Origin of the sequence: Nitrospirillum karajorum (assembly GCF_036348415.1) — a bacterium.
GTDB lineage: Bacteria > Pseudomonadota > Alphaproteobacteria > Azospirillales > Azospirillaceae > Nitrospirillum > Nitrospirillum amazonense_B.
Genome location: NZ_JAZBQB010000004.1, coordinates 450,413 through 473,263 on the forward strand (window position 1 = coordinate 450,413; position 22,851 = coordinate 473,263).

Consider the following 22,851-nt stretch of genomic DNA (forward strand, 5'->3'; position numbering starts at 1 on the left):
GATTTATTGATCATCCCGATCAAGAAAATTATCCATGCAATTGTTAAAATTTGACTTCAGAGCCCTGAATCTCAAGATCGCCGCCTGCTGATAACTCCACTGATCTTCAGCCTGATCAGCAAGCTGCTCAAGAAATTCAGCAGGAGGTTCGGGAGCCCTGTGCATGGGACATCTGCCCATCGCCCCTAAGCCTCTCAAAAGCTCTCGGCCAGCCTCGCGATAATTGTTGGCTTTCATCCAGCCTTGAGCCAACGCCCAAGAGTTCAGCACCCGATTGAAACGATCCGCATCAATCGTGGGACCAAGAGCGTGTCGAACCTGGCGCTGGTCGGGATCGGCCGAGCAGGCCCCTCGTTCCTCAGCCATAGCCGGTCCCGCCAGGAGCGTCGCGATAAGCGACGCTCCGATGACGGCCTTACGGCCAAATGCGATAGAGTATTCCATTGCGTCCCTTATAAAGAACGAGGTTATACATGAGCGCTGCTTCCATGTTCGCTATCTCAGCAGCATCCGGCATGGGAATATTCATCCTTGACGGATCTTTGCTATAGCTCATTTGTGATACTCTATTATCCTGATATCCCTCAACAAAACCGGATCCACCGCGCTCATAATCTTTTGAATGTCCCGTCTGTTTGGTCTTAAGAAAAAGGTATTGATCTTCCCCACTTTGAACCAGCGAAAAATTAATTCTTTCATCCATCAGGTATTTGATATCCGAACCGCTGAATGATACTCCAGTCGTCCCATCATCATAAGGATGGGTGTGCTGAGTACCTATGACCGTACCACTATCCGGGTCTTTCAATTGTAGGTCTGGATGAAATTCCGCACTCTTTTCTGATTCCGTCCGCGGCAGTCCACCAATGTTCTGAAACTCCAGTGTCCCATCCCGCCGTGCGACGATGGTAGCCCCCTGCTCCACAACCCATTCCTTCCGGCCTTCGGGTAGTGGCCACCTCGGGTTTGCATTCAGCAGAGGCGCCAGACTTTCCCGCCAAAGGGATTGGCTTTCTTGGTTGATCGTCGGCGAGAAGACGAACATAGGCGGCGCATCGAATATCGTTTCTGGAAGAGCAAAATCGGCAGCAGTCGAAACGCGATAAGCCGGTGGCGCTTTCGGGGTATCCGCCGTCTTTTCCCCAAACTGGGCAACCGGCTTGACGGTTGTACGTTGGCTATCAGGCGCGTTCGGCTTCGCTTCAACCGCCCTACCCATCGCTCCCGTGCCATCTTCATTCGTCCAGCGTCCGTGCCCGTCACGCGGCTGGTCGGGGCTGTACTTCGCCAGGTTGTCGTTGGCCTGAGCCAAGCGGACGGCGGCATCCCAGTCCAGTTCGGGTAGACGCAAGTGTACAGCGCGGATCATCGCCTGAGTCAGGTCGCCCCGATTGAGCGCTTCGGCGATCTTGACGAGACCGGCGTGAACATGGGCGCCCGGTTCCCTGCTTTTATAAGCGCGCTTGAGCAGTGTTCCCACTTCGGCCATGGGGCGTGCTTGGAAGCCGCCAGCGCCCTTTATCAACAAGGGCACGCCAGCCAGAGTCAGCTCGTCCGCCGTGCAACGGACACCCAGACTACCCGGTCCGTTGCTCAGACGGTACCGCCGTTGCCAACCATCCATGTTTGCTCTCCCTCTTGATGGAAGAGCAACATATGTTCCTATTTTGTTCTTGTCAATCAGGGGGCGAAGCCGACCCTACATCCTCATCCTCCGCCAGCACCGTGATGGCCTTGCGGCAGAAATCCACCCACAGTGTCTCTACCATCACGCCGGCCTGCAGCACCAGATGCCGCAGTTCCTGCTGGCGGCTGTCGGCGCCGTCGCTGAAGTCGCGCCGTTCGATCTCCTGATACAGCGCCAGCTTTTCCAGGTGCTGGGCCAGGCGGCTTTCGATGTCGCGCACCAGGTCGGTGGGGCCGATCACCGCCTCCGCCCGCAGGCGCACCATCAGCTCATCGCGCAGGGGTTTGGGCTCCCGCGCCTCCCCCGTCCAGCGGCGCAGTTCTTCCCGCCCCGCCGGCAGCACCTGATAGGCGCGCTTGCGGCCCCGGCCGGCCTCCGGCTCCAGGGCCGTGATCCAGCCCAATTCCTCCAGCCGCTTTAGCTCGCGGTAAATCTGCTGGTGCGTTGCCTGCCAGAAGAAGCCGATGGAGCGGTCGAAGCGGCCGGCCAGCTCGGAACCGGAGCAGGGACGTTCCAGCAGGGCGGTCAGCAGGGCGTGGGGCAGGGACATGAAGGCTCGATCCAGGAACGCGGCCCCTGACGGTACCCGGCCAGCCTGGCTTTATGCAACCAGTTGCACAAACGGTCCGCCTGCCCCATTATGCAACAAGTTGCATAATAAGAATGACGGGCGCCGCCATGACCACCCCCTACCCTCACCTGCTGCAGCCGCTGGACCTGGGTTTCACCCAATTGCGCAACCGTGTGCTGATGGGGTCCATGCACACCGGGCTGGAGGACAGCCGCCACACCCTGCCCCGGCTGGCCGCGTACCTGGGGGAGCGGGCGGCGGGCGGGGTGGGCCTGATCGTGACCGGCGGCTTCGCGCCCAATATCGCCGGCTGGACCAAGCCCATGGGCGGCACCCTGGCGCTAACCTCCACCGCGCGGCGCCACCGCCCCATTCCCGAAGCCGTGCATGCGGAGGGGGGCAAGATCGCGCTGCAGATCCTGCACACCGGCCGCTACGGCTATCACCCCTTCGCCGTCGCGCCGTCCCGCATCAAATCCCCCATCAGCCCCTTCACCCCGCATGCGCTGAGCGCCCGGGGGATAGAGCGGCAGATCCGCGCCTTCGTCCGCTGCGCCCTGCTGGCGCGGGAGGCGGGGTATGACGGCGTGGAGATCATGGGGTCCGAGGGCTATTTCATTAACCAATTCCTGGTGACCCATACCAACAAGCGCACCGACGCCTGGGGCGGGCCTTACGAGAACCGCATGCGCCTGCCCGTCGAGATCGTGCGCCGCACGCGCGAGGCGGTGGGCCCGGATTTCATCATCATCTACCGCCTGTCCATGCTGGACCTGATCCCTGACGGCAGCACCTGGGAGGAGGTGGTGCAGCTGGCCAAGGCGGTGGAGGCGGCGGGCGCCACCCTGATCAACACCGGCATCGGCTGGCATGAGGCGCGCATCCCCACCATCGCCACCTCGGTCCCCCGCGGGGCCTTCGCCTGGGTGACCAAGAAGATGAAGGGCGAGGTCGGCATCCCGCTGGTCACCACCAACCGCATCAACACGCCGGAGGTGGCGGAGCACATCCTGGCCGAGGGGTGCGCCGACATGGTGTCCATGGCCCGGCCCCTGCTGGCGGACCCGGCGTTCGTGAACAAGGCCGCCGCCGGCAAGGCGGATGAGATCAACACCTGCATCGGCTGCAACCAGGCCTGCCTGGACCATACCTTCAAGGCCCAGATCTCCACCTGCTTGGTGAACCCCCGCGCCTGCCATGAGACGGAGCTGACCTACGCCCCCGCCGCCGTACGCAGGCGTATCGCTGTAGTGGGCGCCGGCCCCGCCGGCCTGGCCGCCGCCACCGTGGCCGCCCAGCGCGGCCATCACGTCGACCTGTTCGAGGCGGCGGGCGAGATCGGCGGCCAGTTCAACATGGCCAAGCGCATCCCCGGCAAGGAGGAGTTCCATGAAACGCTGCGCTATTTCCGCCGGCAGATCGACCTGACGGGCGTCAGCCTGCACCTGAACCGCAAGGTCACGGCTGAAGACCTGATCGGCGGCGGCTTTGACGCCGTGATCCTGGCCACGGGCGTCACGCCGCGGAACCCGCGCATCCCGGGGCAGGACGCCGCCATGGCCAGCGGCCGGGTGCTCACCTACCTGGACGTGCTGCGCCACAACAAGCCGGTGGGCCGGCGCGTGGCGGTCATCGGTGCCGGTGGCATCGGTTTCGACATCAGCGAATACCTGGTGCAGGACGGCCCCTCCCCCACCCTGGACCTGGTGGCCTGGCAGGCGGAATGGGGCGTGACCGACCCGGCCACAACGCGCGGTGGCATCACGCGACCGGAGATCGCGGCGCCGACGCGCGACGTGACTCTGTTGCAGCGCAAGCCGGGCGGCCTGGGCAAGGGGCTGGGCAAGACCACCGGCTGGATCCACCGCCGGCTGCTGAAGATGAAGAACGTCCAGATGCTGGCCGGCGTGAATTACGAGCGCATCGACGATGCCGGCCTGGTCATCACCTTTGGCGAGAAGCGGGAGAACCCGACGGTGATCGCGGCCGACACCATCGTGCTCTGCACCGGACAGGAGCCACTGCGCGAGCTGCACGAACCGCTGACAGCGGCGGGCGTCGCGGTCCACCTGATCGGCGGCGCCGACGTGGCGGCGGAACTGGACGCCAAGCGCGCGATCAACCAGGGCAGCCGCTTGGCCGCCACCCTCTGACGGAGACCATCATGACCGACCTGCCGCTGCATCCCGCCGTCGCCGCCAGCCTGGAGAAATGGCACGATGGCGTCGCCCGCCGCGACCTGTCCTTCCTGCCCACCATCGTGCATCCGGAGGCGGTGTTCCGTTCCCCCATGGCGTTCACGCCCTATGGCCCGGCGCCGGCCTTGGTCCTCATCCTGGGCACCGTCATCCAGGTGTTTCAGGATTTCGCCTATCACCGCCAGTTCGTCGACGCCGACGGCCTGAACGTGGTGCTGGAGTTCAGCGCCAAGGTGGGCGAGCGCGAATTGAAGGGCATCGACATGATCCGCTTCGACGCGCAGGGTCGCATCGTGGAGTTCGAGGTGATGGTCCGCCCCCTGAGCGGCCTGCAGGCCCTGGGCGAGGAAATGAGCCGCCGCCTGGCCCATGCCCTTCCCGCGCATAAGCAGCAGATCTGACCAAGCCCGGCGCCCGAGGGAGCGGAAAACCATGACACATGCGGTGCCCCAGAGGGTCGGCCTGGACATTCAGGGCGCCATTGCCCATGTCCGCCTGACCCGGCCGGAGAAGCTGAACGCTTTGGATTTGGACACGCTGCGCCAACTGGTGCGCACGGCCGCCACCATCCGGCGCCAGCCGCAAATCCGCGCCGTCATCCTCAGCGGCGAAGGGCCGGCCTTCAGCGCCGGGCTGGACTTCGGCGCCGTCACCAAGCGACCGTGGGAGGTCGTGAAGGCCTTCGTCACCCTGGGCCGCAGCACCAACCTGTTCCAGCGCGCCTGCTGGTGCTGGCGCGAGCTGCCGGTCCCGGTCGTCGCCGTGCTGCACGGCCGCTGCTACGGCGGTGCCCTGCAGGTGGCGCTGGCGGCGGACTTCCGCATCGCCACGCCGGACTGCGAGCTATCGGTGATGGAGGGCAAGTGGGGCCTGATCCCCGACATGAGCGGCAGCGTGTCCTTGCGCGAGCTGGTACCCATCGACGTGGCCAAGCGCCTGACCATGACGGCCCAGGTGATCCGTGGGACGGAGGCCAAGGCCCTGAACCTGGTGACCGAGCTGGCGGACGACCCCATGGCGGCGGCGGAAGCGTTGGCGGCCGAGCTGTGCGCCCGCTCCCCCGACGCGGTGGCCGGCGCCAAGGCCCTGTTCCAGCGCGCCTGGAGCGCCAGCATGCGCGGCGCCTTCGCGGCGGAACGGCGCATCCAGTTCCAGATCATGCGCGGCGCCAACTGGCGCATCGCCCTGCGCGCCGGCCTGGAGAAGAAGCCGCCGCAGTTCAAGGAGCGGAGTTTCCGGCGATAATTTCACCAGCCGTTGAACCGGTCCCAGCGTCGCAGGTCACCACCATCCTTGGGCAGGACGGTATAGGCGTCGAACTGGGCGGCGGTGGCGCAGGCGTGGTTGGGCAGGATGCGCAGTTGGGTGCCTATGGGAAACAGGGCTTCCAGGTCGGCGCCGGCCGCCCCGGTCCAGTGCAGCACGCCATGTTCCTGGTTGGCATCGCGGAAGGCCAGGTCGGCAATAGGGGTGCCGTCGACGGCGGCGACCAGGCCGTAGCCATGGTCCTTGGCCTGGCGCTGGGTCCCCCGGTCCCTGCTCAGGGCCATCCAGCCGCCATCGGTGATGACCCAGCCCGTGTCGGCACGGTGGCCGATGACGGTGCACAGCACCGACAGGGCGATGTCGTCCACGGAACAGACACCCACCCCGGCCATGACCAGGTCGAAGAAGACATAGACACCGGCACGTACCTCCGTCACCCCGTCCAGGTGCCGGGCGCTGAGGGCCGTGGGGGTCGACCCGACGCTGACCACCGGGCAGGCATGGCCGGCGACGCGCAGGCGCTCAGCCGCGCGCACGCAACCCGCCCGCTCCTGCTCCGCCATGGCCGTCAGCGCCTCGGGCGTGTTCAGGCCGTAGGAACTGCCGGCATGAGTCATCACGCCGTTGAGGCGGGCACCGCCGCCCCTCTCCACCGTCAGGGCCGCCGCAACGTCCAGCAACACCGGCGCCTCCGGATGGATTCCGGAACGGTGGCCGTCGGTATCGACCTCGATCAGCACAGTGTGGACATGGCCGTTCTCCCGCCCATGGCGGGATAGGCGCTCGGCCGCCGCCACCGATTCCACCACTAAGGTCAGGCGCACGCCGGCCTTGGCCAGGCGCAGGGCGTGGTCGAACTTGGGCGGCGCGATGGCCACGGCGTAGAGAATGTCGCCATAGCCGGCGGCGAAAAAGCACTCCGCCTCCTTCAAGGTTGAGACCGTCAGGCCCCGGGCACCGGCGGCCACCTGGCGCCGCGCCACCTCCAGGCACTTGGCCGTCTTCACATGGGGCCGGAAGCGCACCCCCAGCGCGTCCAGGCGCCCCTGCATGCGGGCGATGTTGGCGTCCATCTGCCCCTCATCCAGCAGCAGCACGGGGGTTTCAAGATCGGGGGGAAGGACGGAATGGGTCACCAGGGCACTCCCTGCCGGCAATCGACGGCGTGAAAGATAGCGCGGGGACAGGGCGTTCCCAAAAGAAAAGCCCGGTTCGGTCAGCGAACGAACCGGGCGTAAAAGGTGGGTAGGAAGGAAGATGAAGCCCGCGCAGGCTGGAGGGCCACGCGGAGATGTGACAACCCACCCACCCGCTGCGGGTTCCGCGTCCAAGGGTGGTTCTGACGTCCGAACCGTGAGCCCCGCCCCTCGCTCTACCGGTACGAGGCGAAGCTGGGTTCGATGGGGGCCAGCAGCAGATGCTGGCGCATCTCATAGGTCAGAGGGTGGAAAATCTCGCCCAGCAGCTCCGCCCAGCGCAGGGGGTAGGGCGAGGGCTGCCCGTCCGGGCGCAGCACCCCGGTCTGGTCCAGGGGATGGATGGCGGGATGGCGGCGCAACGCGTCCAGCTTCTGGTCCAGCAGGGCCTCCGTCCGCGCCAGCCAGGCGGCGGTTAGGGGCGTGCCCTTCTTGAAGATGAAGGCGCAAAGGCCGATCAGTTCCTTGTGCGACCGGCGCAACAGATCACCGAAATCCCCCGTGACGTGCGGAATGCCGTGGGCCAGTTCCTGATAGCCCAGGGCCATCTTCTCCGGCCCCTCGGCCGTTGGCTGGGCCAGCAGGTCGAAGAACGGGCCCCACCTCTTGGACGTGCTTTTGATGTCGGTATAGCCGCCGCCGTAATGGTGCATCAGGTAACAGCGCAGGTAGTCCGCCTTGTGCGTGGAACTGAGGTAGGGCCAGGCGGGGTGCAGGGGGGCATCCGGCTTGACCCATTCCACCACCGTTTCCTGGGTGATAAAGGCGACGCCGCAGCCGGTGTTGCGGAAGATGGTCCACAGCGCCCGCATGCGGGCGTCGGACATGATCTCCGGCCCGGTCCATAGGCAAAAGACGATGCGGCCGGCGAAGGCGTTCAGGTCGTGCGACGGTGGGATCATTGGGGTGCGATCATAGGAATGCCATGGGAGCAGGCTCAGAGCATGGAGGGGGTGACCGGAATACCCAGGCCGGTCATGAGGGCGACGCGGCGCTCGGCGATCTCAGGCGTGGGGGCGGGGTGACGGCGATAGACGTATAGGTAATCGATGACGACGTTGTAGTCGTTGGCCTGGCGGCTGTCGCCCCGGCGGTCCGTGGTCGCGTCCTTGACCTCGAAGATGCGGGACGCCAGCACCGGCACATGCACCGGAATCTGACGGTTGATGACGGCCAGCATGAAATCCCAATCCTCATACGCGCGCATGAAAACGTCGAACTCCAGCCCCGTCAGCAGGGCGCGCGGAAAGGCGAAGCAGGACATGTGGACCTGGTTCTTGATGTAGACCCCCGGCGTCAGGCGGCCGGCCATGTCCACCCGGTCCTCGCTCAGGAATTCCGGTCCCTCGGGGCGCCGCCGTTCAGTCACCACGCTGCCGTTGGCATAGACGGCCAGGCCCTGCTGAACCGCGGGTTGGGCCAACAGGGCGGGAATGAAATCTGGATGCCAGGCATCGTCATCATCCAGGAACAGGATATAGCGCCCGCGCGCCAGCATCAGGCCCAGGTTGCGGCTGGCGGAGGGGCCAGGGTCGCCATTGCGGCGGATGTAGATATCGTCGGCGGACAGCAGCTCGGCGCAAGCGCGGTCCGTCTCCGCATCCGTGGCGTCGGAAATGACGATCACCTCCACCGCCGCCGGCTGCTGCTTCACGGACACCAGGGCGCGGCGTAACAAGAGCGCCCGCCTGTGGGTGGGAATGATGACGGTGACCTCGGGCTCTGCCATGGCACGGGCGCCCCTGGTTCAGGGACTGCCCGGCGCTTGCGGGGCGCCCTGGGCCGCCACCGCGTCCGCCAGCCTAGCCGTGACCGCCGCCATGACCGAGGCCCAGTCGCCCGGCACCGTCTGCCGGAACTGCGTCAGCGTCGGATACCAGGGGCTGGTCTCCACCCCCGCCTCCAGCCAGCGCCAGCAGCTGTCGAAGCGGTTCAGCAGCCAGACCGGCCGGCCCAGCGCGCCGGCAAGATGGGCCACGGCGGAGTCCACGCTGATGACCAGGTCCAGCCCCTGCACCAGGGCGGCGGTGTTGGCCATGTCGGTGAAATCCGCCGTCCAGTCGACCAGGCCCAAGGCCGGGCCATCCGCCCCCTTCTGCAGGGAGAAGAAGCGGGCGCCGGCCTGCCCCAGCAAGGGGAACAGCAGCTCCGGCGCCACCGACCGGCTGCCGTTGCGCGGATGGCTGGGATTGCCCGCCCAGCACAGACCGACGCGCAGGCCCGGCCGCTCCGCCAGCCGCGCCTCATAGGTTGCCACCTCCGCCGCCGGGGCGGCCAGATACGGCACCTCCGCCGGAATGGTGGCCAGGGTGGTGCGGAAGGCGCCGATGAGATTGTGCAGGGGCAGGCGCACATCGAAGCCGGGGGACAGGTCGCCAATGGCGACGGCCTCATCGACCTCCGGCATCGCTGCCACCAGGCGCAGCAGCTCCGGCTGGCATTCCACGATGACGCGCGCGCCCAGGGCCTTCAGCGGCCGGGCATACCGCACGAACTGCAGCGTATCGCCCAGTCCACTGTCGGCGGACAGCACGATGGTGCGCCCCGTCTGGGGGATGGGCTGGCCAGCCTCGTCCACGAACAGGCCGACCTGGCTTTCCGTGATGCGGCCATGCCAGATCCAGGCGATGCCCTCGGCCCCCTTGGCGTAGTCGCCCTTCCGCAGGTGCTGGCGGCCGGTATAGATGTTGGCCTCGACATGGGACGGGTTGATCTGCAGCGCCTTGGCCAGATAGGCCAGGGCCTCGTCGGTACGCCCCAGATGTTCGCAATATTTGCCGATGCGGCAATAAACGTCGTCCAGGTTGTTGAGCAGGGCGCCCTTTTCCAGCAACAGCGCCACCGCGTCCTCATACGCCTCCAGCGTGTCGTAAACCTGGGCCAGCGCGTCGATGACGCGGGCGTCGGTGGGGGCCGCGGCCAGGGCGCGCAGCAGCACGTCCCGCCCCTCCTCCACCCGCTGGTGGGCCACCAGCTGGTTGCCCAGGTTCAGCAGGGCGTCGACATAGGTGGGGTTGATCTCCAGCGCCCGGCGCAGCAGCGGCTCCGCCTCCGCGAACGGGGCGATCAGGGCCAGGTTGTTCATGACCGCCAGGTTGTCCGGGTCGGCGCCCAGGATGGCGGTGTAGGCGGCGTGGGCCTCCGCCACCCGGCCCTGCTGGTGCAGGCCGATGGCCTCGGCGAACTTGGCGTCGATCTCATGCCGGCGGGCGACCTGGGCGAAGCGCGCGGCGCCGTAGTCCGCCGCCGTGGCCAAGCCCCAGCCCTTGGTCCGCTTGCGCAGCACGAACTCGATAGCGGACTCCGAGGTGCCCTTCAGCGTCTGGTCTCGCAAGGGCGCGTCATACTGGAAGCCGCTGTCCAGCTTCTCCAGCTTCAGCACCTCCACCTCTTCCTTGAACAGGTCCAGCAGCTGCACGATGCTGATCGACTTGGGCGACCAGCTCTGCGGCTTCAGGATGGTGAAGGTCCATTTGTGGTCCTGGTTGAAGATCGAGGGCCAGACGCCCTGCTCATACATATCCTCGTCCGGGATGGTGATGATCAGGTGACCGCCCGGCTTGCAGATACGGATCCAGTTGCTGAGCGCCCGCACGGGGTCGACCAGATGTTCCAGGCAGTGGCTGGAATGGACGAAGTCGTAACTGCCGTCCGCCACCCCCTCCATCAGCATGGCGTCGCCGTCCGGCAAATCCCAGGGACGGGTGGACGTCATCAGGGGGAAATAGTCCTTGAGCTTGCCCAGCGGATCGGGGCCGCAGCCGATGTCTATCCCCTCCCCCACGATCCAACGGCGGGCGAAGCGCCCATCCGCGGCGCGGCGCAGCATCTGCTTGGTCGTTTCATCCGCCATCACATTACTCCGCTCACCGCGCGGCACCCTGATACCGGCGTGCCTTCAAGGGGAAAGATGACGCCGCGCCCTGTCAGCGCGGCGTGATGACCAGATAGCCCTCGTCACCATAATCGCGGGCGATGGTGTGGGTGTGCCGGAACAGGCGGAAGGCGAAGTCGATATTGCGATCGTAGAAGGCCAGGGTTTGCGCATGGTCCGGCATGTTGCCGCCGGCGAAGGGCCCATCCTCATAGATGCGCAGGTCGTCCACCAGGATGACGTCGCGGCTACGCGGTCGCAGCTCGCGGATCAGGCTCATCTCCCGTTCCAAGGGCAGGCGGATGTTGTAGTCCGCATGGTCACCATACTTGGCCAAATGATAATCGGCACCGGGGAAGTGCGCGTCCAGCCAGTACATGACCGGCACCTCCGCCGGGATCAGCGGCAGCACGGTCTTCAGCACGTCCTCACTGGTGGCCGTCAGGATCTGGGCCTGATGCACGCTGGCCAGCCGCCCCCGCGCATGGTCCGCGATCTCGGGGAATATTTCGGAGGAGAACAGCCGCTCAAACCCGAAGGAGGCCGCGTGCAGCAGGCTGTCGCCCGCCCCGGTGCCGGTTTCGATGAAGACGCGGCAGTGGTAGGTGTCCAGCATGCCCCTGAGATCGAAATGATGCAGTTTTCCCATGGCTACCCACCGTTATTGCGACCGGAGCCCGGTGACCGGGGCATCCGTCTGATCAGGCACCCCGCCGAAGGCGGGGTGGAACGCGGTGTCGGATCCGGCGCGGACGTCAGCCGACCTGGCCCGGCTTGACCCGGATGGCCAGCAGCCGTTCCTCCAGGTCCTGGACGAACCGGTCGGTATCACCCAGGGTGCGCCGCCAAGCGTCGCCGCCGCCCAAGGCGTCGCGGAACACCCTGTACGCCTCCGGCTCCGTGCCCAGTTTGACCGCCAGGGCCACGTAATCGTCGACGCTGGTGGTGATGCCGGCGGACAGGCCCACGGTGCGCAACAGGCTACCCGCCATGCGCGATGAGAAGGTCTTGCCCGACAGGGTGACCATCGGCAGCCCCATGCGCAGGGCGTCGCTGGCCGTGGTGCCGGAATTGTATGGATAGGTATCCAGGAACACATCGGCCAGCGGCAGGCGGGCCAGATACTGGGCGGGGCTGGCCGGGCCGGCGAAGATCAGCCGCTCGGCCGCGATGCCGTGGGCCTGGGCCCGGTTCAGCATGTTCTGGCGTGCCCAGGGCGTACGCGCCAACAACCACAGGACGGAATTCTCCACCCCGCCCAGGATGCGCATCCAGGCGTCGAAGATCTCGTCCGTGATCTTGTAGGTGTTGGAGAAGCAGGTATAGACGAACTTGTCCGTTGGCAGGCCCACGCTTTCCCGCGTGGGCGACGGGTCCACCGGCGCCTTGCTGTCGTTCACCTGATAGCAGATGGGCATGTACAGCGGCTTGGGATGGAAGTCGGTAGCCAGTTCCTGCGGCACCACGAAGTCGTCCACGATGGCGTAGTCCAGCTCGGGGATGGGCTGGGAGCCGACGAAGCCGAGATAGGAAATCTGCACGGGCGCAGGCTTGCGGCGAATAATGCCGGGGCGGGACCCATCGGTCAGGCCATTGAGGTCGACAAGGATATCCAGTTCATGCTGTCGCATGAGATCCGCCACCTGGTCGTCGCTCATCTCGGCGACGCGGAACCACTGGTCGAAGGCGCCCAGGATGCGATGGCGCAGGTAGCTGCCGTCATCCAGGCCCATGTCATAGCCATAGACCTGGAACCGCGACCGGTCGTGCTTCTCGATCAACTCCACCATCAGCATGCTGACAGGGTGAAGGTTATAGTCGGAGGAGAGATACCCGATGCGGACCTTCTCATGGTCGTAGCCATCGGCGGGCGCCCAGCGCTGAAGATCGCCGAAACGGGAAATCCACCGCTCCACCCACCGGTTGACGACCGCGTTCTCATCGAACAGGGACATGAGGGTGAGGCCGCCGGAACTGGCGACCAGATCGTCCTTGGTCAGCCCGGGAATATGTTCGTAAACCGGCCAGGCACACATCTTCAGGCGCAGGTGCACCCAGTGGCTGATGGCGTCGGACTGGTTGGGCACGGTCAGCAGGCTGCGGTGCAATTCCCGCTCCGCCTCTTCGAATCGACCCATACGCTCGAGCAAACGGCCACGCTGATTCAGCAGGGTGGTACGCATGTCGTCGGGCTGGACGGCCCGGCGCCAAATCTCCAGCGCCTCGTCCGTCTTGCCCTGGTTTTCGGACATGAGCCCCAGGTTGATGGCGGCGACGAGGAAGTCAGATTTGAGCGCCAGGGCGGCGTTGTAGGCGGCCCCCGCCTCAACCACATCGCCGATGTTGGCGAGTTCCACACCCAGATTGAAATAGGCCGCGTGCCGCAGGGGGACATCGGCCGGCGTCTCATCCAGCCACAGCCGGTACAGCGACGCGGGCCGCATCCAGGGCGCCGAACCGCGCGCCACATCGATCAGGCCCAACAGGTTGTTGAAGTCCAGGCGCCCCAACAGGAAGCGGAAAGCCCGCTCCTCCACCCCCGGGGGGATTTTCCAATCTCTGGCGGTCAGGTATTTGACGATGTCGGCGGTTTGCAGCGGTGCCTGGTTTGTAGCGGAAGCGGCAGAGGGCACGATCGATGTTCCATAATAAAGTACCCTCAGGCCTTATCAATTCCTGAAGATATCGCCAATATCGCAAGGAATCATAACACGATGTTTATGGTGGAGCGATCTGCAACTTTACCCTGATCATCGGCAACTTGCGATGAATCCGCGGCGGGGGCGGACGACGCCGTGCCGGTGACTGGGGCCGCGGGGGATTGGGCGGCACCGCCCTGGGCATTGGGTGCCTGGGATACGGCGGTCTGGGTTTGCAGAACCTTGGCATAGGCCGTGCGCCCCTGAAGCTCACGCGAAGGGGACAGCCGGAAGGCGCCTTTATCGGACTTTTCGTTCTTCGTCGTCACGTTGTCACCAACCCGAACCACGGGCCGCTGGTATCCCGGCGTCGCCGGCAGGGCCTGAGCCGCCATATTATACGCCGCCACGCCCGAGAGCATACTCTGCTGTGATATCCGGACGGCATCGGCCGGGGTGCTGCTGGTCTGGCTGGCCCTGGACGGGTCGGCCCCGGCGGACCTGGCCAGGGCTTTCTGGAAATCGCCATCGCTCCGGCCGGCGGGCGCGGTCTTGGTGAAGGTGGTCTTGGTGACCCCTCCGCCTATCGGCCGCGATGATACCGGATCGTTACCCATAAACCCCAACCCGCACGCCTTCCCATACAGCGGAAGTTGTGCCTGAACCAGGAACCGGAGCCCTTAAAAGCGTCGAGGATTGGGGGAAGGATGACACCCCCAATCCTAGCGACGCCGCCCCTGATCGGGCCGAAGTGCTGCCCCGCACCCCGGCCCGAACCGTCATGCTACCTTATCACCCGGACAGGCCGGTCAGCCAGGCATTGACCTGATCAGTGCTGAACGCGTGGACCTGGGCCGAGGTGAACACGCTGGCCTGGGCCGTCGTCATGTGTGACAGCTGGTCAGTGGTCAACCCGGAAATTTGGTCCGTAGTCAGGTTGGTCACCTGGCTGGTCGTGAACTCCCGGATATCGGCCGTCGTCAGCGAGCTGATCTGGGCCGTGGTCAAGGACTGGACCTGGGCGCTACTGAGAACCGCGACCTGGTTGCTGGCCAGAGCTGACAGGTTGTCGGTCGTCAGACCCGCCACTTGGCTGGTGGTGAGCGCCTGCACCTGGCTTGTGTTCAGCGCCCGGACATCCGTGGTGGTCAACGCCCCCAGTTGCGCGGTGGAGAGCGCCTTGACCTGGGCACTGTTCAGGCCGGAGACCTGGGTGGTCGCCAAGGCGGAGACCTGATCCGTGGTCAGCGCCTGAACCTGCGCCGTCGTCAGCCTGGTCACCTGGGCACTGCTGAGCGCCGTGAGGTTATCCGTGCTGAGTGTCGACACCTGCGCCGTCGTCAGGGAGGAGACCTGGGCCGTCGTCAGCGCCCGGACATCCGAGGTGCTGAGCGCGTTCAGCTGGCTGGAGGTCAGGGACTGGACCAGGGCACTGGTCAGGCTGGCCACCTGGGCGGTGCTGAGGGCCGTCACCGTGTCGGTGCTCAGGTTCGACACCTGCGCCGTCGTCAGCTGGCCGACCTGGGCGGTGGTCAACTCACGCACATCCGCCGTCGTCAGGCTGTTCAGCTGCGCCGTCGTCAGCGACTGGACCTGCGCGCTGCTCAGCGACTGGACCTGGCTGCTGCTCAAGGCGTTCAGGTTATCGCTGCTCAGGCCCGACAGCTGGGCCGTCGTCAGCGACTGGACCTGCGTATTGGTCAGCTTCTGCACCGTCGCCGTGGACAGCGCGTTCAGCTGATCCGTCGTCAGCGCCTTCACCTGGGCCGTCGACAGGCCGGTCACCTGGGCCGTGCCCAGTGCGGCCACCTGGTCGGTGGTCAGCGACTGGACCTGCGCCGTTGTCAGCCCGGCCTCCTGCGTCGTCGTCAACACCGACAGGTTGGCGGTGCTGAGCGCCGACAATTGCGCCGTCGTCAGTTGCCCAACCTGTGCCGAGTTCAGTTCCCGGACGTCGGACGTGGTCAGGCTGTTCAGCTGATCCGTCGTCAGCGCCTGGACCTGGTTGCTGGACAGGCGGGCCACCTGGACGCTGGTCAGCGCGTTCAGGTTGGTTGACGCCAAGCCCGACACTTGGCTGGTCGTCAGTGCCGACACCTGCGACGAGGTCAGCGCCGTCGTGGTCGATGTGCTCAGCGCGTTCAGCTGATCCGTCGACAGGGCCTGGACATCGGCCGTCGTCAGGCTGGTCACCTGGCCCGTGCTCAGCGCCGATACCGTGCTGGTGCTGAGTGTCGACACCTGCGCCGTCGTCAGCTGGCCGATCTGGGCGTTCGTCAGCTCACGAACGTCAGAGGAGGCTAGGCTGTTCAGCTGGTCGGAAGTCAAGGCCCGGACCTGCGTGCTGCTCAGCGCCGCCGTCTGGCTGCTGCTCAGCGCGTTCAAGTTGTCGCTGCTCAGGGTCGACACCTGCGCCGTCGTCAGCTGGCTGATCTGGGGGCTGGTGAACTCCCGGATGTCGGACGTCGACAGCGCGTTCAACTGGGAGCTGGTGAGCGACTGGACCAGCGCGCTGGTCAAGGATGCCACCTGGGCACTGTTCAGGGCCGACAGGTTATCGCTACTCAGGTTCGACAGCTGGGCCGTCGTCAGCGACTGGACCTGCGTGGTGGTCAGCTTCTGCACCGTCGCCGTGGACAGCGCGTTCAGCTGATCCGTCGTCAGCGCCCGAACCTGCGCGGTGGACAGACCGGCCACCTGGGCCGTGCCCAGCGCCGCCACCTGGTCGGTGGTCAGCGACTGGACCTGCGTCGTCGTCAGGCCCGCTTCCTGCGCCGTCGTCAACGCCGCCAGGTTGGCGGTGCTCAGCGTCGACAGCTGCGCCGTCGTCAACTGGCCGACCTGGGCCGAGTTCAGCTCACGGACGTCAGACGTCGTCAGACTGTTCAGCTGATCCGTCGTCAGAGACTGAAGCTGGCTGCTGGACAGGCGCGACACCTGGCTGCTGGTCAGGGCATTCAGGTTGGTGGACGCCAAGCCCGACAGCTGACTGGTCGACAGCGCCGACACCTGCGTAGCAGTCAAAGCCACCGTGTCCGCCGTGCTCAGCGCGTTCAGCTGATCGGTCGACAGCGACTGAACCTCCGCCGTGGTCAGGCTGGCCACCTGGGCCGTCGACAGAGCGTTCACGTTGGTGGTGCTGAGGTTCGACACCTGCGCCGTCGTCAGCTGGCCGACCTGGGCCGTCGTCAGTTCCTGGACATCCGCAGTCGTCAGGCTGTTCAGCTGCGCCGTCGTCAGCGACTGAACCTGCGCGCTGGTCAGCTTGGACACCTGAGCGCTGCTCAGCGCGTTCAGGTTGTCGCTGCTGAGGTTCGACACCTGCGTCGTCGTCAGCTGGCCGACCTGGGCGGTCGTCAGCTCACGCACATCCGCGGTCGTCAGGCTGTTCAGCTGCGCCGTCGTCAGCGACTGAACCTGGCTGCTGCTCAGGCTGGCCACCTGGCTGCTGGTCAGGGCGTTCAGGTTATCGCTGCTCAGGTTCGATAGCTGGGCTGTCGTCAGCGACTGCACCTGCGTGTTGGTCAGCTTCTGCACCGTCGCCGTGGACAGCGCGTTCAGCTGATCGGTCGTCAGAGCCTGAACCTGCGCCGTGGACAGGCCCGCAACCTGGGCCGTGCCCAGCGCCGACACCTGGTCCGTGGTCAGCGACCGAACCTGCGCCGTCGTCAGGCCCGATTCCTGCGCCGTGCTCAACGCCGACAGGTTGGCGGTGCTCAGCGTCGACAGCTGCGCCGTCGTCAGCTGGCCAACCTGGGCCGCACTCAGCTCACGCACGTCGGACGTCGTCAGGCTGTTCAGCTGATCCGTCGTCAGCGCCTGCAGCTGGCTGCTGGACAGGCGCGACACCTGCGCGCTGGTCAGCGCGTTCAGGTTGGTCGACGCCAAGCCCGCGATCTGGCTGGTCGTCAGCGCCGACACCTGGGACGAGGTCAACGCCGTCGTGGTCGACGTGCTCAGCGCGTTCAGCTGATCCGTCGACAGGGCTTGGACATCGGCCGTCGTCAGACTGGTCACCTGGCCCGTGCTCAACGCCGACACCGTGCTGGTGCTCAGGGTCGACACCTGCGCCGTTGTCAGCTGGCCAACCTGGGCGTTCGTCAGTTCACGTACGTCGGACGAGGTCAGGCTGTTCAGTTGGTCGGACGTCAGGGCCCGCACCTGCGTGCTGGTCAGCGCCGCCGTCTGGCTGCTGCTCAGCGCGTTCAGATTGTCGCTACCCAGGGTCGACACCTGCGCCGTCGTCAGCTGGCCAACCTGGGCCGTCGTCAGCTCACGCACGTCCGCCGTCGTCAGGCTGTTCAACTGCGCCGTCGTCAGAGACTGGACCTGCGCGCTGCTCAGGCTGGCCACCTGGCTGCTGCTCAGCGCGTTCAGGTTGTCGCTGCTGAGGTTCGACACCTGCGCCGTCGTCAGCTGACCCACCTGGGTGTTCGTCAGTTCACGCACATCCGCCGTCGTCAGGCTGTTCAGCTGCGCCGTCGTCAGAGACTGGACCTGCGCGCTGCTCAGGCTGGCCACCTGGCTGCTGCTCAGCGCGTTCAGGTTGTCACTGCTCAGGTTCGACAGCTGGGCCGTCGTCAGCGACTGCACCTGCGTGTTGGTCAGCTTCTGCACCGTCGCCGTGGACAGCGCGTTCAGCTGAGCCGTCGTCAGCGCCTTCACCTGCGCCGTGGACAGGCCGGCCACCTGGGCCGTGCCCAAGGCCGCCACCTGGTCGGTGGTCAGCGACTGAACCTGCGCCGTCGTCAGGCCCGATTCCTGGGCCGTTGTCAGCGCCGACAGGTTGGCGGTGTTCAGCGTCGACAGCTGCGCCGTCGTCAGCTGACCGACCTGGGCGGCACTCAACTCACGCACGTCGGACGTCGTCAGGCTGTTCAACTGATCCGTCGTCAGCGCCTGCAGCTGGCTGCTGGACAGGCGGGACACCTGCGCGCTGGTCAGCGCGTTCAGGTTGGTCGACGCCAGGCCCGCGATCTGGCTGGTCGTCAGCGCCGACACCTGCGACGAGGTCAGCGCCACCGTGTCCGACGTGCTCAGCGCGTTCAGCTGATCGGTCGACAGGGCCTGCACCTCCGCCGTGGTCAGGCTGGCCACCTGGGCCGTCGACAGGGCGTTCACGTTGGTGGTGCTGAGGTTCGACACCTGCGCCGTCGTCAGCTGACCGATCTGGGCAGCCGTCAGCTCCTGGACATCCGCGGTCGTCAGGCTGTTCAGCTGCGCCGTCGTCAGAGACTGAACCTGCGCGCTGGTCAGCTTGGACACCTGAGCGCTGCTCAGCGCGTTCAGGTTGTCGCTGCTGAGGTTCGACACCTGCGTCGTCGTCAGCTGGCCGACCTGGGCGGTCGTCAGCTCACGCACATCCGCCGTCGTCAGGCTGTTCAGCTGCGCCGTCGTCAGCGACTGAACCTGGCTGCTGCTCAGGCTGGCCACCTGGCTGCTGGTCAGGGCGTTCAGGTTATCGCTGCTCAGGTTCGACAGCTGGGCTGTCGTCAGCGACTGCACCTGCGTGTTGGTCAGCTTCTGCACCGTCGCCGTGGACAGCGCGTTCAGCTGATCGGTCGTCAGAGCCTGAACCTGCGCCGTGGACAGGCCCGCAACCTGGGCCGTGCCCAGCGCCGACACCTGGTCCGTGGTCAGCGACCGAACCTGCGCCGTCGTCAGGCCCGATTCCTGCGCCGTGCTCAACGCCGACAGGTTGGCGGTGCTCAGCGTCGACAGCTGCGCCGTCGTCAGCTGGCCAACCTGGGCCGCACTCAGCTCACGCACGTCGGACGTCGTCAGGCTGTTCAGCTGATCCGTCGTCAGCGCCTGCAGCTGGCTGCTGGACAGGCGCGCCACCTGCGCGCTGGTCAGCGCGTTCAGGTTGGTCGACGCCAAGCCCGACACTTGGCTGGTCGTCAGCGCCGACACCTGGGAGGAGGTCAGCGCCACCGTGTCCGACGTGCTCAACGCGTTCAGCTGATCGGTTGACAGCGACTGGACGTTCGCCGTCGTCAGGCTGGCCACTTGGGCGGTGCTCAGCGCCGATACCGTGCTGGTGCTGAGGTTCGACACCTGAGCCGTCGTCAGCTGACCGATCTGAGCGTTCGTCAGTTCACGCACGTCGGACGAGGTCAGGCTGTTCAGCTGGGCCGTCGTCAGAGACTGGACCTGCGCGCTGCTCAGGCTGGCCACCTGGCTGCTGTTCAGCGCGTTCAGGTTGTCACTGCTCAGGTTCGACAGCTGGGCCGTCGTCAGCGACTGCACCTGCGTGGTGGTCAGCTTCTGCACCGTCGCCGTGGACAGCGCGTTCAGCTGATCGGTCGTCAGCGCCTTCACCTGCGCCGTGGACAGGCCGGCCACCTGGGCCGTGCCCAACGCCGCCACCTGGTCGGTGGTCAGCGACTGGACCTGAGCCGTCGTCAGGCCCGATTCCTGGGCCGTTGTCAGCGCCGCCAGGTTGGCGGTGCTCAGCGTCGACAGCTGCGCCGTCGTCAACTGGCCGACCTGGGCGGCACTCAGCTCACGGACATCAGACGTCGTCAGGCTGTTCAGCTGATCCGTCGTCAGCGCCTGCAACTGGCTGCTGGACAGGCGCGATACCTGCGCGCTGGTCAGGGCGTTCAGGTTGGTGGACGCCAGACCGGCGATCTGACCGGTCGTCAGCGCCGACACCTGCGCGGAGGTCAGCGCCACCGTGTCCGACGTGCTCAGCGCATTCAGCTGATCGGTCGACAGGGCCTGCACATCCGCCGTGGTCAAGTTTGCGACCTGAGCCGTGCTGAGGGCCGCCACGTTGCTGGTGCTCAGGTTCGATACCTGCGCCGTCGTCAGCTGACCGATCTGGGCATTCGTCAGTTCACGAACGTCGGATGAAGTCAGGCTATTCAGCTGGTCGGACGTCAAGGCCCGCACCTGCGCGCTGGTCAGCGACGCTGTCTGGCTGCTGCTCAGCGCGTTCAGGTTGTCGCTGCTGAGGTTCGACACCTGCGTCGTCGTCAGCTGGCCGACCTGGGCGGTCGTCAGCTCACGCACATCCGCGGTCGTCAGGCTGTTCAGCTGCGCCGTCGTCAGCGACTGAACCTGGCTGCTGCTCAGGCTGGCCACCTGGCTGCTGGTCAGGGCGTTCAGGTTATCGCTGCTCAGGTTCGATAGCTGGGCTGTCGTCAGCGACTGCACCTGCGTGTTGGTCAGCTTCTGCACCGTCGCCGTGGACAGCGCGTTCAGCTGATCGGTCGTCAGAGCCTGAACCTGCGCCGTGGACAGGCCCGCAACCTGGGCCGTGCCCAGCGCCGACACCTGGTCCGTGGTCAGCGACCGAACCTGCGCCGTCGTCAGGCCCGATTCCTGCGCCGTGCTCAACGCCGACAGGTTGGCGGTGCTCAGCGTCGACAGCTGCGCCGTCGTCAGCTGGCCAACCTGGGCCGCACTCAGCTCACGCACGTCGGACGTCGTCAGGCTGTTCAGCTGATCCGTCGTCAGCGCCTGCAGCTGGCTGCTGGACAGGCGCGACACCTGCGCGCTGGTCAGCGCGTTCAGGTTGGTCGACGCCAAGCCCGCGATCTGGCTGGTCGTCAGCGCCGACACCTGGGACGAGGTCAACGCCGTCGTGGTCGACGTGCTCAGCGCGTTCAGCTGATCCGTCGACAGGGCTTGGACATCGGCCGTCGTCAGACTGGTCACCTGGCCCGTGCTCAACGCCGACACCGTGCTGGTGCTCAGGGTCGACACCTGCGACGTCGTCAGCTGGCCGATCTGGGCGTTCGTCAGTTCACGTACGTCGGACGAGGTCAGGCTGTTCAGTTGGTCGGACGTCAGGGCCCGCACCTGCGTGCTGGTCAGCGCCGCCGTCTGGCTGCTGCTCAGCGCGTTCAGATTGTCGCTACCCAGGGTCGACACCTGCGACGTCGTCAGCTGGCCAACCTGGGCCGTCGTCAGCTCACGCACGTCCGCCGTCGTCAGGCTGTTCAACTGCGCCGTCGTCAGAGACTGGACCTGCGCGCTGTTCAGCGACGCGGTCTGGCTGCTGCTCAACGCGTTCAGGTTATCGCTGCTGAGGTTCGACACCTGCGCCGTCGTCAGCTGACCCACCTGGATGTTCGTCAGCTCACGCACATCCGCGGTCGTCAGGCTGTTCAGCTGCGCCGTCGTCAGCGACTGCACCTGCGCGCTGCTCAGGCCCGCCACCTGACTGCTGGTCAGGGCGTTCAGGTTGTCACTGCTCAGGTTCGACAGCTGGGCTGTCGTCAGCGACTGCACCTGCGTGTTGGTCAGCTTCTGCACCGTCGCCGTGGACAGCGCGTTCAGCTGAGCCGTCGTCAGCACCTTCACCTGCGCGGTGGACAGGCCGGCCACCTGGGCCGTGCCCAAGGCCGCCACCTGGTCGGTGGTCAGCGACTGAACCTGCGCCGTCGTCAGGCCCGATTCCTGGGCCGTTGTCAGCGCCGACAGGTTGGCGGTGTTCAGCGTCGACAGCTGCGCCGTCGTCAGCTGACCGACCTGGGCGGCACTCAACTCACGCACGTCGGACGTCGTCAGGCTGTTCAACTGATCCGTCGTCAGCGCCTGCAACTGGCTGCTGGACAGGCGGGACACCTGCGCGCTGGTCAGCGCGTTCAGGTTGGTCGACGCCAGGCCCGCGATCTGGCTGGTCGTCAGCGCCGACACCTGCGACGAGGTCAGCGCCACCGTGTCCGACGTGCTCAGCGCGTTCAGCTGATCGGTATTGAGGGCGGCCACCTGCGCGGTCGTGAGTCCGGCCACCTGCGCGGTCGTTAGATTCGCAACGGTGGCGGTGCCAAGTGAGGCGATCTGGGCGGTAGTGAGCTGGCTGATCTGCGCGGCGCTCAGTTCGCGCAGATCAGAAGACGACAGGCTGTTCAGCTGATCAGTGGTCAGCGACTGCACCTGGCTGCTGGACAGGCGCGCTACTTGCGCGCTGTTAAGCGCCGAGAGGTTGTCGGTACTGAGACCGGAAATCTGGGCAGTGTTCAAGCCGCCGATCTGGGTGGCGCTGAACTCACCGATGTCGGAGGTGCTGAGCGCGTTCAGCTGGCTGGTGGTCAAGCCCTGGATTTGCACGGTGCTGAGCGCCTGCACCTGGGCGCTGTTGAGCGCCGACAGGTTGTCGCTGCTGATGCCCGCGATCTGTTTGGAGGTCAGGCCGCCCACCTGGGCCGTCGTCAGCGCCCGGGCGTCCGCCGTGTTAAAGGCGTTCAGCTGGTCGGTGGTCAGGAAGCCGACCTGCGTCTTGCTGAATTCCTGCACGGAACCGGTGGTCAGCGCGCTCAGCTGATCGGTGGTCAGCGCCTGGATCTGATCGGAAGATAGAGCCTGGACCTGGTTGGATTTCAGCGCTTCAAAATCTGCCGTCGACAGGACGGAGATGTCGGCGTCGCTGAACGCCTGAAGCTGCGAAACACTGAAAACCATTTGGCT

The 22,851-nt window shown here is 65.9% G+C and carries 14 protein-coding genes; 3 read left to right on the top strand and 11 right to left on the bottom strand.

What is annotated here, in order from left to right; all coding sequences use genetic code 11:
* Positions 1 to 3 precede the first annotated feature (3 nt).
* From UCD39_RS27525 to UCD39_RS27535, 3 genes are read right to left on the bottom strand one after another with little or no spacing between them, the layout of a single operon-like run.
* A complete protein-coding gene (locus UCD39_RS27525) occupies positions 4 to 444 on the bottom strand; it encodes a hypothetical protein (protein ID WP_145735145.1) in 441 nt (146 codons plus the stop codon).
* Positions 416 to 1,624: a hypothetical protein gene (locus UCD39_RS27530; protein ID WP_330498795.1), complete on the bottom strand. Its 1,209-nt coding sequence runs from the start codon at positions 1,622 to 1,624 to the stop codon at positions 416 to 418. The genes UCD39_RS27525 and UCD39_RS27530 overlap by 29 nt, the downstream gene beginning before the upstream one ends.
* 52 nt (positions 1,625 to 1,676) lie before the next feature.
* Positions 1,677 to 2,237, bottom strand: coding sequence for a PadR family transcriptional regulator (locus tag UCD39_RS27535; protein WP_330498796.1), 561 nt, complete (start codon positions 2,235 to 2,237; stop codon positions 1,677 to 1,679).
* Between the two features lie 128 nt (positions 2,238 to 2,365).
* On the opposite strand from UCD39_RS27535, the gene UCD39_RS27540 reads away from it, so the two are divergent.
* The 3 genes from UCD39_RS27540 to UCD39_RS27550 are packed head-to-tail and all read left to right on the top strand — an operon-like array spanning position 2,366 to position 5,701.
* Positions 2,366 to 4,411 (top strand): oxidoreductase, encoded by a 2,046-nt coding sequence (locus tag UCD39_RS27540; protein ID WP_330498797.1) that lies wholly within the window; start codon positions 2,366 to 2,368, stop codon positions 4,409 to 4,411.
* An 11-nt stretch (positions 4,412 to 4,422) separates the two neighbouring features.
* Positions 4,423 to 4,857, top strand: coding sequence for a nuclear transport factor 2 family protein (locus UCD39_RS27545; protein WP_330498798.1), 435 nt, complete (start codon positions 4,423 to 4,425; stop codon positions 4,855 to 4,857).
* A gap of 31 nt (positions 4,858 to 4,888) precedes the next feature.
* Positions 4,889 to 5,701, top strand: a complete 813-nt coding sequence (locus UCD39_RS27550; RefSeq protein ID WP_330498799.1) for a crotonase/enoyl-CoA hydratase family protein — start codon at positions 4,889 to 4,891, stop codon at positions 5,699 to 5,701.
* A gap of 2 nt (positions 5,702 to 5,703) precedes the next feature.
* On the opposite strand, the gene UCD39_RS27555 is transcribed toward UCD39_RS27550, so the two are convergent.
* The 8 genes from UCD39_RS27555 to UCD39_RS27590 form a co-directional block, all read right to left on the bottom strand.
* A complete protein-coding gene (locus UCD39_RS27555) occupies positions 5,704 to 6,858 on the bottom strand; it encodes an alanine racemase (protein ID WP_330498800.1) in 1,155 nt (384 codons plus the stop codon).
* A 236-nt stretch (positions 6,859 to 7,094) separates the two neighbouring features.
* Entirely contained in the window at positions 7,095 to 7,820 is a 726-nt protein-coding gene (locus UCD39_RS27560) for a glycosyltransferase family 32 protein (protein WP_330498801.1), read from the bottom strand.
* Positions 7,821 to 7,855: 35 nt separating this feature from the next.
* Positions 7,856 to 8,647 carry a glycosyltransferase family 2 protein gene (locus UCD39_RS27565; RefSeq protein WP_330498802.1) on the bottom strand — a complete coding sequence of 264 codons (792 nt, stop codon included), beginning with the start codon at positions 8,645 to 8,647 and terminating at the stop codon, positions 7,856 to 7,858.
* Between the two features lie 18 nt (positions 8,648 to 8,665).
* Positions 8,666 to 10,771 (bottom strand): tetratricopeptide repeat protein, encoded by a 2,106-nt coding sequence (locus UCD39_RS27570; RefSeq protein ID WP_330498803.1) that lies wholly within the window; start codon positions 10,769 to 10,771, stop codon positions 8,666 to 8,668.
* 73 nt (positions 10,772 to 10,844) lie between these two features.
* Positions 10,845 to 11,441: a hypothetical protein gene (locus UCD39_RS27575; RefSeq protein WP_330498804.1), complete on the bottom strand. Its 597-nt coding sequence runs from the start codon at positions 11,439 to 11,441 to the stop codon at positions 10,845 to 10,847.
* Between the two features lie 106 nt (positions 11,442 to 11,547).
* Positions 11,548 to 13,425: an O-linked N-acetylglucosamine transferase, SPINDLY family protein gene (locus UCD39_RS27580; RefSeq protein ID WP_330498805.1), complete on the bottom strand. Its 1,878-nt coding sequence runs from the start codon at positions 13,423 to 13,425 to the stop codon at positions 11,548 to 11,550.
* Between the two features lie 71 nt (positions 13,426 to 13,496).
* On the bottom strand, positions 13,497 to 14,048 hold the full coding sequence (locus UCD39_RS27585; protein WP_330498806.1) for a hypothetical protein: 552 nt from the start codon (positions 14,046 to 14,048) through the stop codon (positions 13,497 to 13,499).
* 175 nt (positions 14,049 to 14,223) lie between these two features.
* Positions 14,224 to 22,845 carry a hypothetical protein gene (locus UCD39_RS27590; RefSeq protein ID WP_330498950.1) on the bottom strand — a complete coding sequence of 2,874 codons (8,622 nt, stop codon included), beginning with the start codon at positions 22,843 to 22,845 and terminating at the stop codon, positions 14,224 to 14,226.
* Positions 22,846 to 22,851 lie beyond the last annotated feature (6 nt).